This is a genomic window from Halonatronum saccharophilum DSM 13868 (assembly GCF_000517025.1).
Taxonomy (GTDB): Bacteria; Bacillota; Halanaerobiia; order Halobacteroidales; family Halobacteroidaceae; genus Halonatronum; species Halonatronum saccharophilum.
In genome coordinates this window covers 623,586-650,530 of sequence record NZ_KI912097.1, presented here as the reverse complement: position 1 = coordinate 650,530, position 26,945 = coordinate 623,586, and the positions used below count along the sequence as shown (strand labels likewise).

The window sequence follows — 26,945 nt, the reverse complement described above, 5'->3', positions numbered from 1 at the left end:
CTCATAGCTCTTGGCTCATAGCTTCTCTTACTCAAATCTCACCTTTATACTATTAGCATGGGCGTCCAATCCCTCTACCTCAGCGATCTTGATAGCATCGTCTTTGACCTTCTCTAAACCAGCCTTGGAATAGAATATTATGCTTGATTTTTTGACAAAGTCATCTACATTCAAAGGAGAATAAAATCTAGCTGATCCTCCTGTTGGCAAAACATGATTTGGTCCTGCTATGTAATCCCCTACTGGCTCTGCAGAGTATTGGCCCATAAAGATTGCCCCTGCATTCTTTATCTTACCCAAAATAGCAAAAGGATCTTCAACTTCAAGTTCTAAATGCTCTGGCGCAAAGGCATTACTTAAATCTATCGCTTCATCCATATTCTTAGCAATTAAGATAGCTCCATAATTCTCTAAAGACTCTTGAGCAATATCTTTCCTAGATAGCTTAGCTAATTGAAACTCTAATTCTTCATTTACCTTCCAAGCTAAATCTTCACAGGTAGTTACTAAAATAGAAGAAGCCATTGGGTCATGCTCAGCTTGTGATAATAGATCAGCAGCCACAAATCGAGGATTTGCACTCTCATCAGCAATAACTAGCACCTCACTTGGTCCAGCCAACATATCAATATCCACATAACCAAAAGCCAGTTTCTTAGCCAAAGTAACATAGATATTACCCGGGCCAACAATCTTGTCGACCTTAACCATAGTCTCCGTACCAAAACTCAAACCTGCTACTGCTTGGGCTCCACCAACCTTATAAATCCTATCCACCCCTACTTCAGCTGCTGCTACTAATGTATATGGATTCATACTCCCATCCTTTGCTGGAGGAGAAACCATAACTATCTCCTTAACCCCTGCCACCTTAGCAGGGACACCGTTCATCACTACAGATGATGGATAAGCAGCTCTTCCACCAGGCACATATAAGCCTACTCTCTCTAATGCCTCAAACTTCTGTCCAAGAATTACTCCATCCTCTTTGACATCCATCCAACTCTCTCTTAACTGCTTTCTGTGAAATTCGCCAACCTTCTCAATAGACTTTCTTATTGCTCTAATAAAGTTCTCATCTACCTTCTGATAAGCCTCCTTAATCTCCTCATCACTTACCTCTAAAGTAGATGAATCTAATTTGGCCCCATCAAAACGAAATGTATATTCAAAAATCGCTCCATCACCCTTAGCCTTCACATCATCCCAAATTATTTGCACACTCTCAACCTGATTAGGATTATCAAAAGATGAACGATTTAAAATCTTATTTAACTCCTGCTCTACTCCACTCTCACCAACTCTAATAACCTTCAACATAATTGTAACCTCCTCTTTATTAGCTATCAACTTTCAGCCGTCAGCCAATTTAGCTACTGGCTAGTAGCTAAAATTTTTAACTATGAATTGTTCTTTATAACTTCATCGACTTTATCAGCAATATACTTTATCCTATTATGATGGGTCTTATAACTGACTCTATTGACTATTAAGCGAGCCGTTGATTTGGCAATCTCAGCAATCTCAATTAGGTTATTCTCCCTTAGGGTCGTTCCTGTTGAAGTAATATCAACAATCATATCAGACAAATCAATAATAGGGGCCAACTCTATAGAACCATTCAACTTAACCGTCTCTACCTGTATCCCTTGCTTATCAAAAAAGCTTTGAGCTACATTTATATATTTGGTAGCAACAATCCCCGTTGGAGGAAGTTGGTCTAAACTTGTGATCCCTTTGTCTTTAGGCAAAGCTACTACTAACCTACAAGCTCCTAAGCCCAAATCTAAGATTTCAGCTACATTGGCCCTAGCCTCTAAAAGAACATCCTTACCTCCTACACCCAAATCAGCAACTCCATGCTCTACATAGGTATGTACATCAGCTGGCTTAGAAAGGATAATATCAATATCTTTTTTTTCATCCTTTAAAACCAGCTTCCTTGAACTATCATCTAAATCTCTCCCAACAATTCCAGCCTTCTGTAGTATCTGCACAACTGGATCAAACATTCTCCCTTTAGGTAAAGCTATAGTTAATCTACTCACCCTTTAATCCCCCTTCCAGCAAAACTTCTATAACCTCTTGGCCTTCAATTACCTTAGTCTGATAAGCATCCTTTCCTTCAACATCTCCAAGGATTAATATTCTATTGAGCCCTTTGACTAAACTATAATCAATCACCTGATCTAGACTTCTATTATAAAGCTCAAATTCCACATCTTCTCCTTCTTCTCTTAGCTTATCTACCAGCGAGAAAGCCTGAGCATTATTATCTCTATCAAAGAGAACTAAAGTCCCGTTTTGAGGAATAGGAAATTGATAATTCTGTTCCTCTAAAGATAATAGTAACCGATCAATTCCTATAGCAAAGCCTGTAGCTGGAATAGAATAGCCAAACTTATCTACCAATCTGTCATAACGGCCTCCACCACAGATAGTATAACCTAAGTCTTCACTATAGCCTTCAAAGACAATTCCTGTATAATAATCAAAGCTCCTTACTACACTTAAGTCTATACAGATATATTGGCTAACACCTAAAAGGTTTAAGTATTTATAAACCTCTTCTAAGTTAATTAGAGATTCTAAGGACTCTTGATTTCCTACCAACTGCTTGGCCTTCTCTATAACCTCTAACCCACCTCTTAAATTCTGACCCTCTAGAATTGCTTCCTTTCCTTTAGAATTAAGATCTGTTTGGTCTAAAAGCTCCTTTAACTCTACTAAATTCTTTTGGGATAAAGCCCTTCTAATCTTAAGCTGTATCTCTTTATCTAATTTTCCTTCTCTCATAATTCCTGTAAAATAATCTACATCTCCAATATCTATCTTAAAATTCTTCAAACCTGAACCCTCTAAAGCCTTAGCTGCAATGGCAATAACCTCCGCATCGCCCATTGGACTGCCTACTCCAAAGAGTTCTATACCTCCTTGAGAAAATTCACGATACCTACCTGCTCTTGGTTTCTCATATCTAAAGACATTACTCTGATATGATAACCTTAGAGGCAAAGGCTCATCCTTTAGTTTAGTAGCTACTGCCCTAGCAATAGAAGCAGTCATCTCTGGCCTCAAGGCCAATATTTGACCCTTCCTATCAAAAAACTTATATATCTTGGTCTGCAAACCTTCAGTACCTGCCGATAATATATCATAATGTTCAAATGTGGGAGTTATAATCTCTCTATACCCCCAACCTTTAAAAGTTTGGTATAATGAATCCTCTATGTATCTTTTCTTAATTGCAACCTGGGGTAGATAATCCTTAGTCCCTTCAGGTCGTTGTAATTTATTCAAATTCAACTTAACCCCTCCTTTAATACTTTACTCTGTTAAAGTGATGATTTATTAAAATATACCATAGGCAACTAAAGATGTCAAGAGAAATAAAGCCAAACTATTAATTCTGTACGACCCACAATCTACACTCTGTTGAAAACTCCTTAACTTCTTTACTCTCCTTAAACAAATCTCTTCCATCAAGCTTATTCATTGTCATTCTTACCTTCTAATCATTTTATAATTATTTCTTTATAATTTAAAGATTACCTTCTTGTGGCAAAAAAAGTTATAGACAAATTTGCCTATAACTTTTTAGCTTTACTTTAAATTTTAAATTTCCCTTAACTCAAAGCTAGAAACTATCCCTTCACTTCCAACTTCCTTCGCCCACTGCTTTACAGTATTTCCTTTAATCAATAACTTTTCATTTAAATCTAACAAGGGCCAAAGAACAAAATCTCTCTCTTCAATCCGTGGGTGAGGCAGAGTTAAATTTTCATCATCTAAACTTATACCTTCATAGATCAAAATATCGATATCTAAAGTCCTTGGCCCCCACCTTACCTTCCTATCTCGCTTTAAAACCTCCTCTACCCTTTGACACTCCTTTAAGAATACATAAGGAGCTAAATCAGTCTTTACCTTTAAACAAAGATTAAAGAAATTATCTTGCTCCTTATAACCCCAAGGTTCAGTTTCATAAAGCTTTGAAACCTGAATAACTTCAGTCTTAGAAAAATCTCCAATCAACTTGATAGCTTTCTTTAAGTTTTTGACCTTATCACCTAGATTACTCCCTAAGCCAAGATAAACCTCATTCATCTCTTCCTCTCCTTATCTCTACCCCGAAATAGTCAAATATCCCATCAACAGGAGCTTCTGGTTTCTTAATTTTAACTAAGACCTCTTTTACTCTAGGAAATTCAAATAAAATCCCATTAGCAATTTGAGTAGCCAAAGCCTCTAAAAGATTATACCTTTCCTTTGTACAAATCTTCTTAACAAGATCATAAACAGATGCATAATTTATAGCATCCTCCAATCTATCACTATCTCCTGCTTTAGATATATCAGTATAAAGAACTATATCTATAAAGAACTTCTGTCCAATCTCCTTTTCTGCTGCCAAAGCACCATGATATCCATAAAAAGCTAGATTATTTAGTATAATTTTATCCATCAACTATCCCATCCTCTAACTATGGCATCACTAACCAATGCTGCCCTTAAATTTTCTTTCACATCATGGACTCGGACTATATCAACACCGTGCATAATCCCCATAACTGTAGTTGCTAAGGTTCCTTCAACCCTTTTCTTAGGAGGAAGGTCTAAGATATTACCAATCATTGACTTCCTTGATGTACCCAAAAGAATAGGATAACCAAGATCTTTTAGTTCACTCAAACGACCCATAACCTCCACATTCTGCTCAGAGGTCTTGCCAAATCCGATACCAGGATCTAAAATTATGTCCTTATCTTCTACTCCAGCCTCTTTAGCCATCTTAATACTCTTAGCTAAGAATTTCTTCATCTCTACAATAATATCATCATTATACTCTGTTCCATCTTGATTATGCATTATTACAACTGGAACCCCATACTGAGCAACTACCTCTGCCATCTTCCCATCCCATTGCAGACCCCAGACATCATTTATTATATGAGCACCTATCTCTAGAGCCGCACGGGCAACTTGAGGCTTATAGGTATCGACTGAAATTGGAACCTCAAGCTCCTCTACCAGCCTCTTAATCACAGGTTTAATTCTGCTAAGCTCATCTTCTACACTTACCTTCTTGGCACCAGGTCGAGTCGATTCTCCACCTACATCTATAATATCGGCACCTTCAACAACCATCTCCTTTGCCTGCTTTAGCGCACTCTCAATATCATAATATTCCCCACCATCAGAGAAACTATCTGGTGTTACATTCAAAATTCCCATTATGTATGTCTTTTTACCAAAATCGAACATGATACCCCTCCTTTGTTATTAGCTGTGTGCTTTGTGCTATTAGCTAAAAGATTAAAAGCTTAAGTACAAAATCATCTGCGCTGATAAGGTCTTAGAGAAGAGATGACTAAAATCTGACTAAACCTTTTTTAATTTTAATTATTTAATCTCTTGTCCTGATCTTGTCGGCTCTTGTCAGACTTTAGTCAGCGTCAATCCCTTTACTTTTTATCTTTTTAAAGCCCCAGTTTAGCTAGTAGCTAATCTCTATTAATCAGTGCCATTACTTCATTTCTCGCTCCAATATCTTCTTTAAAGACTCCTCTTACAGCTGAGGTTATGGTCTTAGTACCAGTTTGCTTCATACCTCGCATCGTCATACACATGTGTTCAGCCTCTATTACTACTATTACACCATAAGGCTCTAAGACCTCCATAATGGCATCAGTAGCCCTTTTGGTTAACCTCTCTTGTAGCTGTAGACGCTTAGCTAGCCCCTCAATCAACTTAGCCAATCTAGAGAGTCCTGTTACCTTTCCTCCCTTTGGTATATAAGCCACATAAGCCTTGCCAAAGAAAGGGATCAGATGGTGCTCACACATAGAATAAAAAGTAATATCCTTTAACAAAACTAACTCCTCATACTTTTCATCTTCAAAACAGAGTTCTAACTCCTTTTTGGGATCCTCTCCTACTCCAGCAAAGATCTCACTATACATCTTAGCCACCCTTTGAGGAGTATCTTTAAGACCTTCACGATTTGGATCTTCTCCAATAGCTTCCAATATATCTTTAACTGCTCTTTCTATCTTCTCTAAATCCAACAGAATCATCTCCTTGTAATTAGCCATCAGCTTTCAGCTTAAGATCAAAACCTTAAAAACCATTTAACCACTATTCAATGAAAATTTAATTAAATTCTTAAAATATCTTTGAAAATATTTAAATTAATTATTTTTTCCTGTTCAATCATCAATTAACTTCAACGGATATGCTTTTTTATTAAATGACTCTCTTATTTTATCAAAGATCTTATTTCTAGAATCATATCTAAGCTCTTCTATCGATCTTATCCTTATCATATCAACTAAACTGTTGGTTGCAAAGGCAAAATCATAGTTAGAGATTTCACTGATATCTATCTCCATTAACCTAACTTCTATCCCCAAACCCTTAGCCAACTCTATAACTTTGGCCCGCAATATACCTGGAAGTAATCCTAAGTCTTCCTTTGGAGTATAAAGACAATCTCCCTTTACAAAAAATATATTTGTCGTGGTTCCTTCTAAGACCTTATTATCATACCTTACAAATAAAACCTCATCATAACCATTATCCAAAGCATCCCTTCTAACTAGAATATTTTCATAATAATTAGCAGTCTTATGATTATAAAGTGGGCTTTCTCCCCGCTTAAATGGGGCCAACGCCACCCGATATCCCCTCTTGTAATCATCTCTCCCATAAGGGATATCGCGAAGGGAAAAGTTATAACCCTCATCACAGACTGTAACCCTTAAAGCCTTATTATCTAAAGGCTGGCAATAATCTAGTATCTCCTTCTCCAACTGCTCCTTTTCGAATTTAAAAGGAATTTCTAACTTAGAAAGAGAAGAATAAAGTCTATCTAAATGTTCCTCTAAGAGCAAAGGATTACCTTGATAAACTTTAATAGTTTCAAAAAGTCCGATACCAAACTTAGTTAAACCACTCGCAAATGAAATTTTATTCTTCATAGTAACCCCTCAATGCTTTCATAATAGATCCTGCCTTGTCCAAAGTCTCTTGATATTCTGATTGGGCATCAGAGTCCCAAGTGATCCCACCACCAACTTGGAAGTAAACCTGTTGGCCCTTCTTGACCATTGTTCTAATGGCAATATTTAAATCTAAGTTCCCATCAAAACCAAAATAACCTATCGCCCCTGTATAAACATTCCTAACTGTAGGCTCCAGTTCATCTATTATCTCCATAGATCTGATCTTAGGAGCACCGGTAATCGAACCGCCAGGAAAGGTAGCCTCAATCAAATCAACCAAGTCCTTTTCTTCCTTAATCTCACCTCTAACTGTAGCTACTAAGTGGTGTACATTGGCATATTCCTCTAGCTTAAAGAGTTCTGGAACCCTCACACTTCCAGTCTTCGATACCTTCCCAAGGTCATTTCTTTCCAAATCAACTATCATTAAAAGTTCTGCCCTATCCTTCTCACTATTATATAATTCTTCTTTTAGCCTTAAATCCTCTTCTGGTGTACTTCCTCTAGGTCTAGTCCCTTTAATAGGTCTAGTCTCTATAACCCTATCTCTAACACTAATAAAGCGCTCTGGTGAATTAGAGAGAATATCTACCTCAGAAAAGTTAAGAAAGGCTCCAAAGGGTGCTGGGCTTATTCTCCTTAGATCACTATATAAATCATAGCTTGAAAGAGAAGTCTTCCCACTAAACCTTTGGGTCATATTGGCTTGGTAGATCTCTCCCTCTCTAATATAATCCTTTATCTTCTCGATAGCTTGGAGATAATCCTCTTTAATAAAATTAGATTTGATCTTTATCCGCTCAGATCCCTCTTTTCTACGACTAAGATTTAACCCTTCCTCCTCTGCTTTAGTAATTCTATCTAAGATACTGCTTAACTTCTCCTCTTCTATTTGAGAATCTAAGTCAGGAGAAGCTAGATAGACCTTATCTTTTAAGTGATCTACTACCAAAACCCAATCATATAACCCTACATAAAGATCAGGAATCGCCACATCATCTACTACACTCTTAGGTAGATCTTCTATGTAATGGCAAAGATCATATGAGAGATAACCAACTGCACCTCCAATGAAAGGAAGTTCTGTATGGTTATCTACTTTATACTTGTTAAGTTCTGATCTTAACTCTTCTAAAGGGTTTGTCTCTTCATCTTTAAATTTTAAGACCTTAAAGGGGTTGGCCCCGATAAAAGAATATCTTCCCAAATCATTATGTAAAGAACTATCAAGGATGAAACTATCACTATCATCCTTAAAAATTGTATATAATTCAAAAGCATTCAGTTCTGTTTTTATCTCCTTAATCATTTTCTCTATCCCCTCTTACTTTCTTGATAAAGTTTTCCAATATCTGTTGGCCCTGCTCTGTAAGGATTGCCTCTGGATGAAACTGTACCCCTTCAATGGAATACTCCCTATGTTTAATACCCATAATCTCTCCTTCATATGTTACAGCAGTCACCTCTAACTCTTGGGGCAATGTAGCTTTATCTATAACCAGAGAATGATATCTAGTAACCTGCAAAGGATTATTTAAACCTTTAAATACCCCTGTATTATTATGTTCTATTGGATGGACCTTACCATGAACAGGCTCTTTAGCCTTAACTATTTTAGCACCAAAGTGATGAGCAATTACCTGGTGACCAAGGCAAATACCTAAAACAGGTTTCTTACCCTTAAACTCTTTTACTATCTCTAAAGATAACCCAGCCTTAGTAGGATTAGATGGTCCTGGAGATATAGTTATAATCTCAGGATCTAATTTTTCAACTTCTTCTATTTCAATCTGGTCATTACGCTTTACCACCAATTCCTCCCCTAATTCTTCAAGAAATTGGACTAAATTATAAGTGAAAGAATCATAATTATCTATCATCAATATCAATTTAACCACTCCTGCAATTATTTTAACTATAAGACTAAGACAATAATATTACACCTCTATAAAATAATATAACCTTTATAAAGAAAATTCAAGCCTTAGCATTATTTTTAATATAGTAACAAAGAATAAGCCTATCATCTTAAGATGATAGGCTTATTCTCCGATCTTATTATATCCTAAATTCTTCAATTAAACCTTGTAACTTTTGAGCCATGACCGCTAATTCCTGAGAAGAATTTGCTATCTCATCAGACATATTAACTATATCTTCAGAGCTACTCATTACTTTACTACTCTGTCCTGCCAACTCTTTAGCTCCAATAGATGTCTCTTCTATAGAAACTGCGGTCACCTCTATTGCCTGCTCAATCTCTCCAAAGATATCTCCAGTCCTTTGAATAATCATATCCATATCTTTTGCTTTACTCTTAACAGCTTTAATAGATGCAAGTCCAGATCCAGCTTTATTTTGGATATTATTAATCAATTCAGTAATATCTCCAGTTGCATTTGAAGTCTCTTCCGCTAAAGTTCTAATTTCATCGGCAACTACTGCAAAGCCACGACCATGTTCACCAGCCCTAGCTGCTTCAATTGCAGCATTTAAAGCTAACAAATTGGTCTGCTCTGATATATCAGTGATCAAACTTACAATTTTTCCTATCTCTTGAGCCTGAGTATCTAACTCATTAATAACCTCTACAGCATCTACAAAAGAATGGTTAACATTATTATTCTTCTCTATAATATCTTTAATGTTCTTAGTTCCTAAATTAACTTTGGCAGTAGACTCTTGAGTAACCCCATTAACCTCTTCACTAATAGCAGATATCTGTTGAATATTTGCTATCATACTTTCAATCCTTTGATTGCTTACTTCTATACTAGCATTACCCTCCTGAGCTGAAGCCGATAACTCCTCGCTGTAAGCTGATAAATCTTCAACAGTACTCAATAACCTCTTAAAAACAAGTTGAATATTTTGAGAAGTCTTATTAAAAGATCTAGCCAAATCCCCAAGTTCATCTTTTCTATCATCTTTTAATTGAACAGTTAAATCACCTTCCCCAAAACGATCTATACTATCAACAACCTTCAAAATAGGATCCACAAATTGCTTAGCCAACCAAGCCGCAACTAAAGATGAAATTAAGCCGATTACTAAAACTGTTATCAAATTATAAAATAATTGAGCCTTCAACTCGCTAAAAGCTTCATCAGTAAGCTGTTGAGCTGTTACTACCCAGTTTAAACCTTCGACAGAACTATAAGAACCTAACATCTCCTCTTCAAAGGCATTATGATAAATAATATAGCCACTCTCTCCAGCCAAAGCTCTATCTACTGCTTCTGTTCCCCTCCCACTGGTTTGAGTTAAGACAGCACCTTCAAATTGGGGATGAGCAATTGCAGTCCCTTGGTCATCAGTTATAAAGACATATCCTGTTTCTCCTAAGGTAATTCCTGATATTATCTCTTGTAATTCAGCTAAACTAATATCTCCACCAAGGACACCTATTACTTCTCCTTCATCCCAAATTGGAAGCGATATTGTAACTGTTGGCTTATTAGTACCTTTAGATATGTAAGATGAGCTAACAAAAGCTTTTCCTTTTATAGCTTCTTTATACCATTGCCTGCCTGAAAGATCAGCCCCTATATATTCACTATCAACATCCAAACTTACCATAGTTCCATCTATATCAGTTGCAAAGAGATGTTCAAACAGCTCATATCCATCCATATATTCATTAAATATCTCTTGATGCTCTTCTAAATTCATAGATTTTATACCTTCTAAGTTACTTAAAAATTCTAATCCTCTAATATTATCCTCCATAAGTACTCTAACTTGCTCTACGACTCCATCTACCACTATATTATTTCTTTCAATTACCCTTTCTTGAATAGCAGACCTACTACTTATGTAATCAAATACCCCGAAAATAAAAACTGGTATAACACTTAATAAGATCATAATCATAATCAACTTCTGCTTTAGTTGTAAATTATTAAACATTCTTATCCCACTCCCTATAACTTATATTTTATTTAATAATAACTAAACTAATAAAAAATTCGATACAATTACTTGAACTCCTCTATTTTTTACCATATTTAAAATAAAATTATAACCTCTGTTTTAAAACAGAGGTTATAATTCGTGAATTATCATATTTTATATAAATTCTAAAATTAAGTTAAACTATTAATTTGATCTCCCAAATCCTTCTCCTTTATACATCTTTCTATCATTCTCTCTCTATATAGGTCAAAGGTCTTAAGAGTATCTTCTGCTAAATATTTATTTTCTTTAATAGCTTGGGCCAAATAGCTAATCTTTTTAGAAATTTTTTCTCTATCTTCTTGACTGGCTACTTTATATTTATCAATATTTATCTCTGATATATCCTTTAGATCATCTAATTCTTTTATCTTCTTTATCTCCCTTAATTGACATTCTTTTTCCTTCTTTTCTTTTCTTATTTCTTCTACCTTGGCCTTAAGCTGTCTGATCTGTTCTTCTTTATTAACCTCATCTAAATCCTCTTCTCTCTCCACTGCCTCTCTAATTGCTTCATCTAAATTATCTTCCTTTGCATTTTCGATTCTATTTAATATTTGCCAAGCCTTTTCTTCAATATTATTATTCATCTAAAACCCTCCCTAAAAAATTACTATATCTATTATATAATCTTATCAAATAAAGTTTTACCTTGCCAGTGATTTTGACGAATTTCGGTATGAAATCACATAAAGTAGAAGTCTTAAGAGTTCTACTTTATCAATAACATTAACCTTATTATAGAAGCTAATAGAGATTTTTTAAACTTTATACGCTAAACTGTTCTACTAAATCTTGTAATTCTTGAGCCATCTGGGCCAACTCTTGGGCAGAATAAGAGATTTCTGTAGACATCCCTTTTATATCTTCGCTGGCACTATTAACTTCACTACTACTTTGAACTAAAGTACTTGTTGCTTTAGATGTACTTACAATTTTACTAGTAGTCTCTTGAATAGAGTTTCTAATATTATCAAATACCTCTCCAGTTCTTTGTACAGTTTTTTCACCATCTTGAGCCTTGATTCTTACCTCTCTAATCTTATTTATCCCCCTATTGGACTCCTCTTGGGTTTGTCTGATTAAATTAGATATTTTATCTGTAGCATCGGATGTTTCAGTAGCTAAATTCCTTATCTCTTCTGCTACTACAGCAAAGCCCTCCCCATATTCTCCAGCACGGGAAGCTTCAATTGAAGCATTTAAAGCTAGGATATTGGTATGCTCAGCAATCTTAGTAATCAATACTATTATATCTCCAATCTCAGTTGTTTTATCTCCTAGGCCTTCAATTAATTTTACACTTTGGTTAACTACTCTATTAATCTCTTTTATACTTTCTACAGTTTCTTCAATTTCGGCATTTCCAATATCAGTTTGATAATTAGCTTCCTCAGATAATCTTCTTACTTCTTCTGTATTAGAAGAGATTTCTTCAATACTTGATACCATATTCTCAATCAGGCCACCAGTAGCTTCTATAGTTGCATTACCCTCTTGTGATGATGCAGATAGCTCCTGACTATAAGAAGATAAATTAACTACTGTTTTATTTATATTATCTATAACACTCCTCATATTTAACTGAATCTTTTTAAAAGCTCTAGCTAAATCACCCAATTCATCTTTACTTTCTATCAAGCTATCTGAAATATTTGCAGTAAAGTCCCCTTTAGCTATGATTAAAGCATACCCTTTTAATCTTTTAACCCTATCGACAATAGGCTTAGTTATAAGCCAAATAATAATGCTAATTATTATAAAAGAAATTATACTTATAAAAGTTATTCTTCGGCTTAAAGAAGTTACTTCTGCAAACATCTCTTCATGGGGAGCAACAACGCCAAAACTCCAAGGAGTTTGGGTTTCCCCTACCCTAACAGGAGCAAAGCTTTTAAATACATAATCATCTAAAGCTACTGAAAAAGCATCATCATAAAAGAGCTCTCCTTCTTTGACAACACCCCTGTATATATCCTCTTTCTCCCCCTCAAAATCTCCCGAAGTATCCCATCTCCTACCTTGATTAGGGTGAGCTATTACAATCCCCTCATTTGAAAGCAGTCTACCAAAGCCACTTTTAAAGATATCAAAGCCATCAATTATACTCTGAAGTTCTTCAAAATTTATAGCAATTCCTAGATTACCCACAACCCTATTACCTTCTCTTATCGGTACTACTAAAGAGCTCACATTTATCCCTTGAAGGTTTTCATATGGTTCTAGTATTCTTTCAGAATCAAAGGTATTGTTAACAATATAATCATTAGTAATCTCATTTTCTATAATTATATCATCCTCTAAATGATATCTCTTATGTATGTTGCTATCTACAATACTTATCCAGATATTATTGAAATGATCATTGTCTAATATATTCTTAATTAATACCTCATCACCAATTAATTCCTCTACACTACTACTATTATTTGTTAAAAACCTAAGTACATTAAACCCTTCTTCTAATTCCTTTTCAATAATCTTTGCATACTCTCTTGATTCAGCCATAGCTAAATTTGTAGCCTTATCTACAGCCATATCCTTTGTTGTAGATATAATAATTCCTATAGTTACAGAAAAAATAGCTAATAAAGTTATTAATAAAAAAGTTAGTAATTTAGATTGAATTTTCAAATTTGTACCCTCCTATTATGATTTTTTATTTATTTAAACAGATAAAAATCAGGACATAATATCCTGATTTACTAAACAGTAGACCTACACATTTTATACTAGATTTTAGTAAAAATCAAAATTTTCTGTTAAGAAAGATAGTTATTCACACTAACTGTTTATAATAAAAATCACTGATTATTAAATTATATTATTGAAAACGAAAAGATATTAATATCTTTTCATTTTCTTGTTTTAAGAAAATTTGTATCTAACAATTGTAATATATAATAAATAAGAATTCAAGGGAACCTTATTTTTTTATATACATAATTTTACCTTCTAGTTCTTCAATCCTAATTTCTAATTCTTCAATGCAATCTTCAAGATCTTCTATATAATATTCTAGCTCTTCATTTTTTTAGACACTTAATTTTCGACCTATAAAATCAGGCAACTCACAATAAAGTTCTATCAATATCAAAAATACTAAAATAGGCCCAATAAACTTAATAAAATGAATCATTTATCTTCTCCCCTAACTCTATCCCCTTATGAACTATATCCCCCTTTAAAGTAGCCCTACTATCTGAGAGAAGAGAGACCTTCCCTTTAAGACCACTACTACTACCGATAGCCCCTTTAGCATCAGCAAGGCTCGATGGGGCAACAACCTCTTTTTCAGTAACAGACAGGGCCAACTTTTCTAACTTTAAAGTCTTATCTACCACCTGGCGAATCTTCTTTTCACCACTTTCACCAATAGTAATGGTATTTCTAGTAATCTGAACCTCAAGCTCTCTATCTCCAACCTTTAAATTTTCTATCTTAGAACCTTCTTCACCCCTTAAGAATTGAAGCAACTTTTCTTCATCATAACCAAGACCTAGCATCAACCATTTAAAACTACATAGAATTTAACCTTATCCTTTTTACTTGGGCTAATCCTTGAAGATAAAAACAACATATCCTCTGTCCTGGTTACTCCTACATAAAAGACCCTCTTTCCTTCCATCTCCTCTTCTAAGGTCAGGTTATCCTTGATTATCCCATAGGAGCTGGTCTTATTCTTCTCAAAATCAGGGCCAAAATAAGAAAGACCTAGCTGCTCTTCTCCTTCAACCTCTCCTGCTAAAAGACTACCACCTGGAGAAACACCCCGGTTATTAAGATCTACCAAGAAGACTACAGGAAACTCCTTCCCTTTAGAAGCGTGAATAGTCATTAATTTAACCCTTCCTGCATCAGCACTTAAATCCTCGCCTTCACCTTCGTCAGTCTCTTCCTCCATCAATAGCTCCAACTCTTTGAGGAACTTATAAAGATTATTCCCATTACGATAGCTAAATTCTGCAGCAAAATCTATTAGCTTATCAAAATTGGATATCCGTTGACTACCTTTGGCCCCGCCTAAATAAGAGGCATAACCTCCACAGTCACTTATAATCCTATCGATCAACTTATCTAAACTACTACACCTTCTAAGCTCCTCCCAATGGGCAAATAACTGCTTAATCTTAGGGTAATCTGCAGAAACTAAATCCAAAAGATTCCTCCCAGACTCCTCCACTCTGCGCATATAAGCAAAGAGTTGATCATCACTCAAGGCAAATAAAGGGGAACGAAGCAGTCCAAAGGCACTTAACTTATCACCTTTATTGGCCAAAGACCTTAAAGCTAAATAGATATCATATACCTCTTGTCTTTGATAGAAACCTTTACCCTTGACTGTAGTATAAGGAATACCCTTCTCTTCTAAGGCCTCTTCGTAAAGTTTAAGGTTGGTTCTAGCCCTCATTAAAAGAGCTATATCACCATACTCTACCTTCCTAAGCCTCTCTTCTCCAACTATCATCTTCTCTGATTGCTTGACCAACCACTCTATCTTTTGAGCTATTATCTGCCCTTCTCTTCTCTTATTATCCTCTCCCTCTAACTGCTTGTCATCTTCAGTAAGAAGAACTTCGATGTGAGAATCTGGGTCTCCATCAATTCTATCCTTATAAGTTATATCTCTACCAAAGGTTAAGCTTTGATAATCAACATCATATAGGTTATGGTCAGCTCCAAAGATTCTAGGGAAGATATAATTAATAAAATCGATAATCTCTTTATTAGACCTAAAATTCTGCCTGAGATTAATCAGAGAATCTTCCTTAGAGTCATCTACAATCTTATCTATCACCTTATTAAAGATTCTAACATCAGCCCTTCTAAAACCATAGATAGATTGCTTAGGGTCACCAACGATAAACAACTTCCCTTCTACAAGATTACTAAACTTATCATCATCTGTAATCAAAGGTCTGATAATATCCCACTGGGTCTGATTGGTATCTTGAAACTCATCAACCATAACAAAAGAGATCTCCTCCCTTAAACTTTGGAGCAGCTCATAGTTATTATTAAAAGCCTCAATAACCCTCTCCTCCAAATCAAAGTAATCAAAGTAAAGACCTTTCCTTTTAATCTCTTTAAAGTTTCTTAGAACCTGCTGATATACTTTAATTAATGCTAAGAGAAGTTCGATGGCCCAGCTATCATCAAAGCCCTTTAAGAGAACCTTCTTCTTATATCCTATCTTCACTGTAGGTAGTACAGCAATTATGGAGTCCCTTAAAGCTTTATATATCTTATTGACTTTAGACTTATCACTATTACCATTTCCCCAATTGCCTGCCTTCATCTTTCTATAGATACCAATCTCCTTTTCATTATCAAAGTCATAAAAGCATTCAATAAGCTGGTAATGATTATCTATTAGCTCCCTATTATAATCTCCTTCATCTAAATCACTCATCTCCTCAAAGATCCTTAAAGCCTCTTTTACTATGGTCACCCCTTCACTCTCTTGCACAGCCTCAAATTCTTTGAGCTCCTTTATATAAGCTATAACCTTATCACCCTGAAGGTAATCACCTATAGATTTGATATGTAACTTATCCACCAAATTATCAAATTTGGCCTTGATCCCATCTACCCCTTCTAGGTCAACCTTGTTAATAAAACCCTTTAGTTCTCCTCTATCATCTAAGAGTTCATTTAAGATCCTAAAAAAGCCTGACTTCCCATATAAATAACTAATAAGCTTTAATTCTTTAAGCAGATGATGATCTTCTTGGGCCAACACCCTCTCGAGGGTCGAAGTTATTGCCTCCTCCTTTATCCTTTCTAACTCTAAGCCTTCAACTATCCTAAAATTACCCTTCAACCCTAGTTCAAATAGATTACTTCTTAGGATATCGCTACAAAAAGAATGCATAGTCGAAATCCGGGCATAGGTTAAATTATCTAGCAGGCTTATGATCCACTTCCTCCTACCTTCTTCCAAACTCTCATCTTCAAGAAGCTCCTCTAAACGCTCCCTGATTCTATCCTTCATCTCCGCTGCTGCCTTCTTGGTAAAGGTAATTGCCACTATTTTCTCTAAGGCACTAGGATCACCCATTAACCCACCTTTACTTGGAGGGGCCAACAATATCTCTACATACCTCTCAGTTAAGACTCTAGTCTTGCCACTACCAGCCCCAGCCCTTATAGCCAAGTTTCCTTCGATATTTGAAACAGCTAAAGCCTGATCTTTAGTAAACTTCATACCCCTTATCGATACTGATCCTTCTCCCATTAGCTCTCCTCCCTTCTACAGATAAGACTACAAGAACAGTATTGACAGCTATCACTATTAACAGGGCTGAAAACACCTTCTCTTATCCTTCTTATAGCCTCTGCTGCTAACTCCTTAGCCTCTTCTAAGGCTTCTATGAATTTTTCTCTTTGTTTATCACTACTTTTAGAGTTCATCACTGTTTTATGTCTAACATCACCTTTCTTTAATCCACTATAGGTCCCATAAGCTATATCCTGTCCAAAAAACTTCTCTACGGCTAAAGCATAAAGGGGCAATTGTAAAGGATGCTTAGCTAAGCTTTGATTATCTAAACTACCACTCTTATAATCAACAACTGCCAAAGCCTCCTCCTTAAGATGATAATCGATTCGATCTACAGTTCCAGTAAAGTAATGCCCATCGACCAACTGAAAATCTGAAAAGCTCCATTCAGTCTCTTTAACCTTAAATTCAGACCTCTTATTATAACCTAGATTCTTCCCTTGAAGCTCTTCCTTTAAGAACTCTTCTAAGACAACTCCTAATCCTCCATCCTTTAGATAAAGCTCCTTCTCCCTTTGCCAGTAGAAGTTACTTTTAAATAAAGGATACTTCTCTACTTCCTCTTGGACTACCTTCAGCAATACCTTCTTGGCCTTTTTGTAATTCTCTTCTGTCACCTTCTTTTCTTCTAAGCGGCTATAAAACTCCTCCATAATCTGATGGAGGAAGATCCCCCGGGTCATAGCATCCATATCCTCATCAAGATCTAAATCTTCTATAGCAAAGATCCGCTTAAAGATAAATTGAAAAGGACAGCTTAGATAATCTTCTAAAAGGCTAGGGGAATAATTAAATTTGGGATAAAACTTCTTCTTTAACCACTCAACGTTTTCTTCATCCTTTAATACTCCATTATAATTATCTAATTCCTTAGCAGTAGAATCTTCTAGCAGCTTAAACTTAAGATCCATATCCTCTGCCCAAGAACCTCTATCTTCTAATTTATAAATCTTTCCTTCATTGAGTCCACTCCCAAACTCCTTTTGCAACTCTTGTTTGGAGGTGATTAAATCTCTTTCAACCTCCATCTCCTTAAAGTCGACTACCCTCTTTAGTTCATTTATAAATAAGGAAGAGAAGGCCTTATCTTCACCTTGGGCTTGAGAATAAGTAATATAAACTCCTTTAATCCCTCCTAAAAGATTGGTAAAGAAGAGATATCTATCATCTATCTGGGAGTTTCTCACCCTAATTCCTAAACTATTATAGTACCTATGTAATGGCTCTTTCTTTACTTGGGGATATAGATCATGGCTCATCCCAACTAAGAATATATGATCAAATTCCCCACTTCTAAGCTCTATCTTTCCAACTACCTTTACCCCTTCATCCTTAGCAGGGCAATATCTTCCCTCTTCTATTGCAGACCTTATAACCTTAAGCCACTCGCCTTTGCTAAGCTCTTCTGAACTAATATTAGCTAAGGTTTCTAGCGCCGATCTTAGCCCTTTCCAAGCAGCACTTATCTCCTTATCATTAGGAGAGTCGGCAATTATTTGGGGAAGAGATGATTTATTGAGCAATAATTCTAACTGATCTATAAAACTTTTTAGCCCTACCTTCTGGTCTAGATCAATCTCTAGTCTTTCTCTGATAATCTCTAAACCTTGCTTCAAAGACGATTCTTCTTCTAGCCCCTTCTGGAGCAAATCTACCAATTCCCAACCTTTTGCTTTAAATCTAATCCTCTTTAGTAACTTTTCGGCGCTCCAAACTAAAGCATCTTCCCACTCAAATTTAATTAGCTTCGAACTTAGCAAGGCCAAAAGATCTTTATCTAAAAAATCTCCCCCTAAAATACTTAATAAAATTAAAAATTCTTGGATTAAAGGTGAAGATAATAAGGGAACCTCGATAGTCTGATTATAGGGTATCCCATACTGAGTAAAAACTCTATCTAGGTGAGGAAGATAAGGGGTTGGCGTGGAGAAAGAAACTCCTATTCTAGAAAGGGGTTGGTCTGTCTTAGCAATCTCTCTAATCTTTTGAGCTATCAAGCTAAGCTCATCAACTTTAGTCTTAGCACTTCCAAGCTCTAAGGCTCTACCCATCTCCTTCTCCCAACTATACTTCTCCTGCATAAACTTATCACTAGAGCTAAATACATCTGCTATAATTCTTTTATCCTGATTTAGTTTAGGGATGAGCTCAAAGCCTCCTCTCTTCTCTAAGCTCTCAACTATTGGATCAAGGTTAGCAAATACCTTCTTTTTTCTTGGGTTATAGTCTAATAAGATAACAGTCTCTTCTACCCAATTACTTAACTTTAAAATTAATTCTAACTCTACATCCCTAATTATATACAACCGGTCAAAGAATAGCTTCTTTACTTTAGGGTATACCCTCTTGAAATCATCTTTAGTTATTCTAGACAATAACAACCTATACGCTGTCCACTTAGCAATAAAACCCCTCTTTTTTAGCTCCTCCTTACTATGATTATAGATAGCAACCAACTCTTCTATAATGGGCTGTTCCTTATAGTCGCCTAAATCTATCAACTGACTATCGACATTTTCGATAAATTCTATAATATAATCTACTGAATTATGATTGAAAAATTTATAATTTCTCTCCTCTAACAGTGATCTTAAGATATGCTTTAATTCACCGTTTCCTATAATTGTTCCTTCTCCTATAAGCTTATAATAGAGATCTTTAAATAAGCTATCTATGGTGATTATATTATTTAACTCTACTATATTAGTCTTACTTCTATCCAAGATCTTTCTTTTCATAGTATCTTTCATCTGATAGTAAGCCAAGATATGTAAAAGCCCCTCTTGTTGGCCCAAATAATAGTCCAATCCAATATCCATTAGTGGGCTTTGATCACTATAAACTAACTTCTTAGACAAGAAAATCCCTCCCCGATACTCATAATATTACACCTTAAAACAATTCATTATTGATCCTTATTCTCCTGCAAAAATATCCATATAGATATAAAAGTTAACAAAAAACACTTTTATATTTAAGCTTAAACTACTTACTAAATGAATAGATCAATTTAAATTTAAGACTGATTATTCAGTTGCTTATCACCAGTAAAAATGATAAACTATTATTATGATAACAATTAATAATAACACAATAAAACTGGAGGCACTATAAATGGAGGAAAAACAACTTTTAGAGTTACTAGTTAAACAAGTGGGGCAAATAAATTCTAGATTAGACAATGTTGATTCTAAATTAGATAGTATGGATTCTAGATTAGACACTTTAGAAAAAGATATGAAAGAAGTCAAAGGTGATATCAAGACATTAAAAGGACAAAACGAAACTATAGCGATCCAAGTCAATCAAAACAATCAAATCTTGAAAAAAGATAATGTTAAAGATTGGTTGGAGCTAGGAAGTGAAGTTATGACTAACTTAGAAAAGAAAAAGTAAGGTTCTTTAAAGAACCTTACTTTTTCTTTTCTACATTCTTTAAACTTAGTTGTCTTTTCACTCTAATTTAAGCTTTAACTCTACTCTTTAATAAGCTAATAATTCCTAATTTTTATAAATAATAATGGATAAACAAGCCAACTTAATATAAAAAAGAACCTATACTGCGTTTTAAGTTAATATATACAACCTTATACTCTTTTATTAATCGGTAGGTTATAACTATTAGATTAAATAATCTTTAGGATCTCTAATGTTGGGTCAATTAAAAATATTAGTTTAACTTTAATTTTAAGACTGCTATATTATAAATTACAAATTCATTCTAATTCCATAGTTCTTCAACCACTCTTTTCTTTGCCGATATTCAGGCATTACTCTCTCTAGCAAATCCCAAAACTCCTTAGAATGGTTTAAATGAACCATATGGCACATCTCATGAACTACTATATAATCTAAAACATTTGCCGGAGCCATTGAACAACGCCAGTTGAACATCAGATCCTTATTAGCATTACAGCTAGCCCATCTTTTCTTCTGCTCTTTTACCTTTATCGAATTTGGTTTAACTGAAAAATAAGGTTGAAAATAATCTATCCTCTTTGATACTTGCTCTAGGGTTTTGGCTCTATACCACTTTTCCATTGCCTCTTTTAACTCTTCTCTATTTTTAGTATTAGTCCTAATATAAAACTTTCCTTGATATAATTTAGCCTCAGCTTTATTTATATCTTGATCATCAATAATCTCTAAGGAGTAATTTCTACCTAAGTAGATAAAATTCTCACCATTTATATACTCTTTCTGTCTTGTTCTATACTCCACATCCCTAAACTCATACAACTTTTGAATAATCCATTTAGCCTTAGATTTAACGAGCTTTATTATCTCTTCCTCGCTAGTACCTTGAGGAGAGATTACTTTGATGTTATCAGGAGGTTCTATTCCTATCTCTAATGTTTTTCTATTGCGATATTCTACATCGAATTCTATTGTCTTAGTGCCGTATTGGAAATTTAGCATTATCTATACCCCCACTGTTCAGTTCACAATTATATAAGTAATAAAGCGGCACTTTTGTGCAACTAGTAATCAGTGATGAGTGACGAGTAATGAGTAAGATCAAAACCTAAAGACCTCTTATTCAAATTTAGGCAACAAAGGGGTTTTTAAGGTTTTACCCATTACTCATTACTAATTACCCATTACTAGTGACACGAAAGTGACACTATATTACTATTAATCCTCACTTTAATATTAACACAATGCCTAAAATCTTGAACTGCAAATTAGTTATCCATTTTATAATAGTGTCTTTTAGCCAGTTGTAATAATGGGTTTTTCATCTGTTTAATCTTATCTAATCCTGCTTTCTTAATATAACCTTTAATCAAGCCTTGGTAGATAGCCTTTTCCATCTGGTCCATTTTTGCTTGGTTTTTGGTCCAACCAATTAGGTAATTTTCTTTGATTACTTGGGCAATATCTAGGGCAATCTCCTTGGACAGGTCTATAGTCTCTTGGGAGATATAGTCTACTCTCTCATCTTTGACTCTATCCTTCTTCTTAGTTGATTGTTCTTTAGCAATTAGTGTGTCCTTCACCACTTCATATAAAGCATACTCTCTTTTGGTGTTAAAGCCTAGTTTCTTGGCTTCATTCTCTTCACCTGTATCTAGATCACGATGGATGAACTCTTGTAGCTTCTGCTTTCTTTCTTGCCAATCATGTTCGGTCTCCTCTAAAATCTTGCGAAGTTTTTCTAATAGCGAGGTATAGTGGACTGGATTATCCTCCATCTTAACATTGATTGTATGCTTAATAGCATGCTCCATTCCTGAAGCGAGGGCTTCATCACTGCCTAATGAATCTATCTTATCCTTGAAGTCATTCTCAAATAAAGTAATTGGAGTAATCCACTCTTCTACCCCTTTAGATTGAAGGTGCTTGGATATAATTGCCCTTGCCTTCTCACCACAGTCACTGATATCCAGTTCCTCTTCTGGGGCAAATCTAGCTTTGGCCCCTGCTCGAACATAGCTTAACCATTTTAAGTCATTGATATCATCTTTGCTAACATGGTTTGGCATCAAGGCTTCTAAAGCTTGGCTGAAGCGTTTATAGCCCATCTCAAACTCTGCCCTCTTATCATCAGGCTCTAAAAGTCTCATCACTGCATCAATATCATTCTTATCTATTCCTCTAAAGAGATTCATTACCCCCTCTTTATAATCGAGCATCTTATTATAAAGGAGATCGATATCCTCCATAGGCTCACCAATATCACTACCATCAAAGATTTCCAAGGCCTCTTCTAAATAGGTAGAGATACCATAGTAATCAATTACAAAGCCATACTTCTTCCTTTCACCATAGGTTCTATTGACCCTAGCTATAGCCTGGAGTAGAGTATGCTCCCTTAAGGGTCTATCTAGATACATCACCTGTTCAATTGGAGCATCAAATCCTGTTAAGAGCATATCCTTAACGATTAAAAAGCAGAGTTTATCATCTTCAATTGGTTGTTTAAAACGCTTAATCAGTTCACTCTGCTCTTTTTTGGTAGTCTGATGATCTCTTAGAAAAGGCTTATCATTATTATCACAGCTGAAGATAACCTTTGCTTCTAGCTCTTCACCGATTACCTCTTTCATCAACCTAGTTAGAGCATTATAATATTTAACACAGGCTATACGACTGACACAGACGATCTGAGCCTTAAAGCCATTGGGATAGATATTATCCCGATAGTGAATCAGCATATCTCTAGCTATCTCTTCGATACGCTCATCACCTTCAGCGATAGCCCTCTTATTGGCATACTTATCCTTGATAGCTTCCTTCTCTTCTTTACTCCTATCGGCAAAGACTTGGTTAAAGGCCTCCTCAATGGTATCTGCTTTTAGATGTAGATTAGGCTTTCTTCCTTCATAGATAATAGCCAAGGTTGCCCCGTCCTCTACAGCCTCATTGATGGTGTACTCATCGATAATCTGCCCAAAGGTCCTATAGGTATTCTTATCATCCTTTTCGATTGGTGTTCCTGTAAATCCGATAAAGGTGGCATTGGGTAAAGCCCTTCTCATATTCTGAGCCAACGAACTGTACTGACTACGATGGGCTTCATCGGTCATTACAATCAGATTCTCCTTCTCAGTTAGAACCTCAATCTCCTTTTCAAAGAATAACTTGGTCCTCTGTAGATTATCCTCTAAGACCTTATCCTCATCCCGCTCCGACTGGAACTTATGAATGGTAGTCATAATAATCTTAGGTTGGGCCTTGGCTAGAAGCCTCTTCATCTCTTCTACCGTATCGGCTCTTAAGAGTACCTTATCCTCATTCTTCTCTGCTTCAGTCAACTCGGGAAAGACCCTGACAAAGGTATTGTAAATCTGCTTATCCAGATCGACTCTGTCGGTAATTACTACAATGGTAGAGTTTCTAAGCTTGACTTCCCTTCTAATCTTTCTTGCCAGCATCACCATTGATAAACTCTTACCTGAACCTTGGGTATGCCAGATTACCCCTCCCTTTTCTAAAGGACTCTTCCCAGTTAAGATTCTCTTTAAAGCCTTGTTGACCGCTCTAAATTGCTGATAACGGGAGACCTTCTTTAGACGGAGGTTATCCTCAGTCTCAAAGATGATAAAATTCTTCATCATATCTAATAAGTTCTTCTTCTCTAAGACCCCTTGTAAGAAGATATTCTGACCATTATTCTCCACATCTTCAATCTGTGATTTCTTAAAGGGATAAGGGTTCTTCCACTCTAGATAATGGTTATACTTCGAAGAAATTGTACCAAGATAGCCATGGTACTTATTTAAGATACCTGTGATAAAGTTAGAATAAAATAGCTGCTCCACCCCTTCACCTATCTGAGAGCCTCTAGCATTCATATACCTTCTTAGCTGTTCATAGCCATCCTTCTTGCCAGCTCTGATATTACTCTCCTGCTCCTTAAAAGGAGATTTACACTCGATTACAACTACAGGAATCCCATTGATATAGATTATTAGATCAGGATAGCACTTCTGATTAATGCCTTGTATCTTCAACTGTCTAACTACTAAGAATTCGTTATTCTCTGGGTTGTCAAAGTCGATATATTTGACTGTATGAAAGTCCTTACGACCTTGGCTATCAATCTGCTCTAAGGATAGCTCCAACTTGACGATGGCATCATAGATCTTCTCATTAATCTCCAGCAAAGAGGCCCCTAGATTGTTGGCCCGACTGAGGTAGTTGATTGCTTTATGTAAGTTGGAGTTATTCATCCAGGGGTTTAGTCTTTTTAGAACCTTGGTCAATCTATCTTGGAGTATCACCTCACGATAACTCCCCCTTGCCCCGCTTTCGGGAGCCAACTCATCCCCATGGACAAAGTCATAGCCTAGGTTATCAGTTAGGTACTTGATTGCTGGTAACTCTACTAAAGTCTCTTCATTTCCCATGTATGGCATTTTGATCACCAACCTTTTTTTGAAAGATAAAATTAAATTCAAAACCTTAAAATCAAAGACTTGACACAGATTAAGTTCTGATCAAAGCCGATTAAATCTGATTTAAAAACTTGAGATGAGCTATCAGCTAAAAGATTAAAGCAAAATCTTTTACTCTGACAAGGGCGTGACTAAACCTTTGACTAAGAGCTGACTAGAGACTAAAGGCAGTTAGATATTTAGAAATTTAAGTTGGTAGGTTTAGAACTTCCTAAACACCTAACCCCTGCCTTCTAACTACCTAAAACTAATTTCAATCTCTTGTCTAGAACTTGTCAGCTCTTATCAGGCCTTTGTCTAGATAAACTGCCTTTGATCTTTATCTTTTAACTATCAATTATCAACTATCAATTTTCAACTCTTACCTGCCCTGTCAAGAGCTTCTGCATCAAGCCTTTCTTCAGTTCTCTAAAGTCTTCTCGCTCCTCTTGGTAGGTCTCGATTCGTCCATCTACAGAAGAGAGGATAGAGGCTATCTTTTCCTGTTCTTCTAGTGGTGGAACTGGAATATTAAATTTTCGTATTCTCTTAATTGCTAATTTAGGCTGAGCATTTAATGTTTTTTCATTCTCTATAACTCTTTGTATTAATTCTGACTGTAAAATATATAATAAGAAATCTTTATTACATTTTATATTAGTTAATTTATCTGCATTTTCTGTAAGGTTAGCATTATCTAATTCTATAGGAACCGCTCCAACTACTCCTAAAGTTCCAGCAACAGAAATAAAAATATCATCTTTAGTTATTCTATATCTACTAATCTTATCAGCAACTTCAACAGGCACATACTTAATTTCATCTAAACTAACTCCACCCATATACATATCAGCAACTCTAATATAAGGAAATTCATTTTTTTCATCTATTAAACTATGACCTTTAGGTATTCGTTTTCCACCCTTTACACTACATATATCATTCAACTTCTTAACTTCCCAACCTTCTGGTATCATTCCTAGCTTTGTCTTTTTAAAGTCTTTATTAACTCTCAACTTTCCATTCTCAATTCTCCACTGCCCCGTCAGCAGTTTCTGCATTAAGCCCTTCTTCAGCTCTTGCAAATCCTCAATCATCCTATCTATCTCTTCAATATATTCATCAACCGAAGAGAGAATTGTAGCTATCTTCTCTTGTTCTTCTAATGGTGGAATAATAATATATAATTTTTTCTGCTTAGTAATACCTATATAACTTCTAGTTGATTGTGATGATAAGTTAGTTAAAACTCTTTGAAATTTATCGCTATCAAGACAATATTTTAAATATTTGTTATTTAACTTACTACTATCTGATATTCTATAATAGGTTACTTGAGGAGTAAGCACAATATATTTGTCAATATCTGGTACAATTGCAGTCTCACCAATAGTTCCTTTATGAGTTAATAAAACATCACCCGCTTTAGCAAATCCCTTTTTCAAATCCTTACTACGTTCTTTTGTAATAAACTTACAATTATTTAAATCTACTCTACCATTTTTTAAATTATTAGCCATTATAAATGGAATACCTTTTTTTTGATAATCGCTTGATTTTGGATGTCTAGAACCATGATTTCCATCTAATACTTCAGAAATAATATTATTATTTATAAGTTCCTGTATCTTCTTAACTTCCCAACCCTCAGGTATAACACCCATCTTCGTCTTCTTGTAACCAGCTTTCATACTAAAAAACTCCTTCCTCTTCTACACACGTTTGAGCTGTGAGTCTTGTGCTATGTGCTTTGAACTAAAAAATGAAAATTGCAATATAAAATGCACAGCCTTTATGGAAAAAAACACCTCATATGATGTGTTT

General features: G+C 35.3%; 21 protein-coding genes. 1 reads left to right on the top strand and 20 read right to left on the bottom strand.

The features are described 5' to 3' along the window. Positions 1-27 precede the first annotated feature (27 nt). The 17 genes from hisD to HALSAC_RS0114290 form a co-directional block, all read right to left on the bottom strand. Entirely contained in the window at positions 28-1,320 is a 1,293-nt protein-coding gene (gene hisD / locus HALSAC_RS0114375; protein ID WP_027340843.1) for a histidinol dehydrogenase, read from the bottom strand. A gap of 80 nt (positions 1,321-1,400) precedes the next feature. Next, positions 1,401-2,048: an ATP phosphoribosyltransferase gene (gene hisG, locus HALSAC_RS0114370; protein ID WP_027340842.1), complete on the bottom strand. Its 648-nt coding sequence runs from the start codon at positions 2,046-2,048 to the stop codon at positions 1,401-1,403. Next, positions 2,041-3,306 carry an ATP phosphoribosyltransferase regulatory subunit gene (gene hisZ, locus HALSAC_RS16180; protein WP_051412259.1) on the bottom strand — a complete coding sequence of 422 codons (1,266 nt, stop codon included), beginning with the start codon at positions 3,304-3,306 and terminating at the stop codon, positions 2,041-2,043. The genes hisG and hisZ overlap by 8 nt, the downstream gene beginning before the upstream one ends. Positions 3,307-3,351: 45 nt before the next feature. Continuing rightward, a complete protein-coding gene (locus tag HALSAC_RS17735; RefSeq protein WP_281172364.1) occupies positions 3,352-3,483 on the bottom strand; it encodes a hypothetical protein in 132 nt (43 codons plus the stop codon). A gap of 132 nt (positions 3,484-3,615) precedes the next feature. Next, on the bottom strand, positions 3,616-4,107 hold the full coding sequence (gene folK, locus HALSAC_RS16175; RefSeq protein WP_035571952.1) for a 2-amino-4-hydroxy-6-hydroxymethyldihydropteridine diphosphokinase: 492 nt from the start codon (positions 4,105-4,107) through the stop codon (positions 3,616-3,618). After that, positions 4,100-4,465, bottom strand: a complete 366-nt coding sequence (gene folB, locus HALSAC_RS0114350; RefSeq protein WP_027340841.1) for a dihydroneopterin aldolase — start codon at positions 4,463-4,465, stop codon at positions 4,100-4,102. The genes folK and folB overlap by 8 nt, the downstream gene beginning before the upstream one ends. After that, positions 4,465-5,265, bottom strand: a complete 801-nt coding sequence (gene folP, locus HALSAC_RS0114345; protein ID WP_027340840.1) for a dihydropteroate synthase — start codon at positions 5,263-5,265, stop codon at positions 4,465-4,467. Before folP ends, folB begins: the two co-directional genes overlap by 1 nt. A gap of 239 nt (positions 5,266-5,504) precedes the next feature. After that, complete coding sequence (folE, locus tag HALSAC_RS0114340) at positions 5,505-6,077, bottom strand: GTP cyclohydrolase I FolE (protein ID WP_027340839.1); 573 nt, start codon at positions 6,075-6,077, stop codon at positions 5,505-5,507. 132 nt (positions 6,078-6,209) lie between these two features. Then, the gene (locus tag HALSAC_RS16170) at positions 6,210-6,980 is read right to left on the bottom strand and encodes an aminotransferase class IV (RefSeq protein ID WP_051412258.1); all 771 of its coding nucleotides are present in this window, start codon (positions 6,978-6,980) and stop codon (positions 6,210-6,212) included. Beyond that, positions 6,970-8,313, bottom strand: coding sequence for an aminodeoxychorismate synthase component I (pabB, locus tag HALSAC_RS0114330; protein WP_027340838.1), 1,344 nt, complete (start codon positions 8,311-8,313; stop codon positions 6,970-6,972). The genes HALSAC_RS16170 and pabB overlap by 11 nt, the downstream gene beginning before the upstream one ends. After that, positions 8,306-8,893, bottom strand: coding sequence for a glutamine amidotransferase-related protein (locus HALSAC_RS0114325; RefSeq protein ID WP_027340837.1), 588 nt, complete (start codon positions 8,891-8,893; stop codon positions 8,306-8,308). The genes pabB and HALSAC_RS0114325 overlap by 8 nt, the downstream gene beginning before the upstream one ends. 169 nt (positions 8,894-9,062) lie before the next feature. Continuing rightward, positions 9,063-10,913 carry a methyl-accepting chemotaxis protein gene (locus HALSAC_RS16165; RefSeq protein WP_051412257.1) on the bottom strand — a complete coding sequence of 617 codons (1,851 nt, stop codon included), beginning with the start codon at positions 10,911-10,913 and terminating at the stop codon, positions 9,063-9,065. Between the two features lie 176 nt (positions 10,914-11,089). Next, the gene (locus HALSAC_RS0114315; protein WP_027340836.1) at positions 11,090-11,548 is read right to left on the bottom strand and encodes a hypothetical protein; all 459 of its coding nucleotides are present in this window, start codon (positions 11,546-11,548) and stop codon (positions 11,090-11,092) included. A gap of 178 nt (positions 11,549-11,726) precedes the next feature. After that, positions 11,727-13,592 carry a methyl-accepting chemotaxis protein gene (locus HALSAC_RS16710; protein ID WP_051412256.1) on the bottom strand — a complete coding sequence of 622 codons (1,866 nt, stop codon included), beginning with the start codon at positions 13,590-13,592 and terminating at the stop codon, positions 11,727-11,729. A 488-nt stretch (positions 13,593-14,080) separates the two neighbouring features. Then, positions 14,081-14,464, bottom strand: a complete 384-nt coding sequence (locus HALSAC_RS0114300) for a hypothetical protein (protein ID WP_027340835.1) — start codon at positions 14,462-14,464, stop codon at positions 14,081-14,083. Next, on the bottom strand, positions 14,464-17,196 hold the full coding sequence (locus tag HALSAC_RS0114295) for a UvrD-helicase domain-containing protein (RefSeq protein ID WP_027340834.1): 2,733 nt from the start codon (positions 17,194-17,196) through the stop codon (positions 14,464-14,466). The genes HALSAC_RS0114300 and HALSAC_RS0114295 overlap by 1 nt, the downstream gene beginning before the upstream one ends. Further along, positions 17,196-20,099: a PD-(D/E)XK nuclease family protein gene (locus HALSAC_RS0114290; protein WP_027340833.1), complete on the bottom strand. Its 2,904-nt coding sequence runs from the start codon at positions 20,097-20,099 to the stop codon at positions 17,196-17,198. The genes HALSAC_RS0114295 and HALSAC_RS0114290 overlap by 1 nt, the downstream gene beginning before the upstream one ends. Positions 20,100-20,355: 256 nt before the next feature. Here HALSAC_RS0114290 and HALSAC_RS16155 point away from each other — a divergent pair, with 256 nt between their 5' ends. Beyond that, positions 20,356-20,637 carry a tetrahydromethanopterin S-methyltransferase subunit G gene (locus tag HALSAC_RS16155; RefSeq protein ID WP_035571950.1) on the top strand — a complete coding sequence of 94 codons (282 nt, stop codon included), beginning with the start codon at positions 20,356-20,358 and terminating at the stop codon, positions 20,635-20,637. 312 nt (positions 20,638-20,949) lie between these two features. Here the strand turns inward: HALSAC_RS16155 and HALSAC_RS0114280 are convergent, their stop codons facing one another. The 3 genes from HALSAC_RS0114280 to HALSAC_RS16705 all read right to left on the bottom strand — a co-directional run bounded on the left by HALSAC_RS0114280 (position 20,950) and on the right by HALSAC_RS16705 (position 26,812). Beyond that, entirely contained in the window at positions 20,950-21,660 is a 711-nt protein-coding gene (locus HALSAC_RS0114280; protein ID WP_211231353.1) for a M48 family metallopeptidase, read from the bottom strand. A gap of 266 nt (positions 21,661-21,926) precedes the next feature. Then, the gene (locus HALSAC_RS0114275) at positions 21,927-25,103 is read right to left on the bottom strand and encodes a type I restriction endonuclease subunit R (protein WP_027340831.1); all 3,177 of its coding nucleotides are present in this window, start codon (positions 25,101-25,103) and stop codon (positions 21,927-21,929) included. Positions 25,104-25,489: 386 nt separating this feature from the next. Next, positions 25,490-26,812 (bottom strand): restriction endonuclease subunit S, encoded by a 1,323-nt coding sequence (locus tag HALSAC_RS16705; RefSeq protein WP_051412255.1) that lies wholly within the window; start codon positions 26,810-26,812, stop codon positions 25,490-25,492. Between the last annotated feature and the right edge of the window lie 133 nt (positions 26,813-26,945).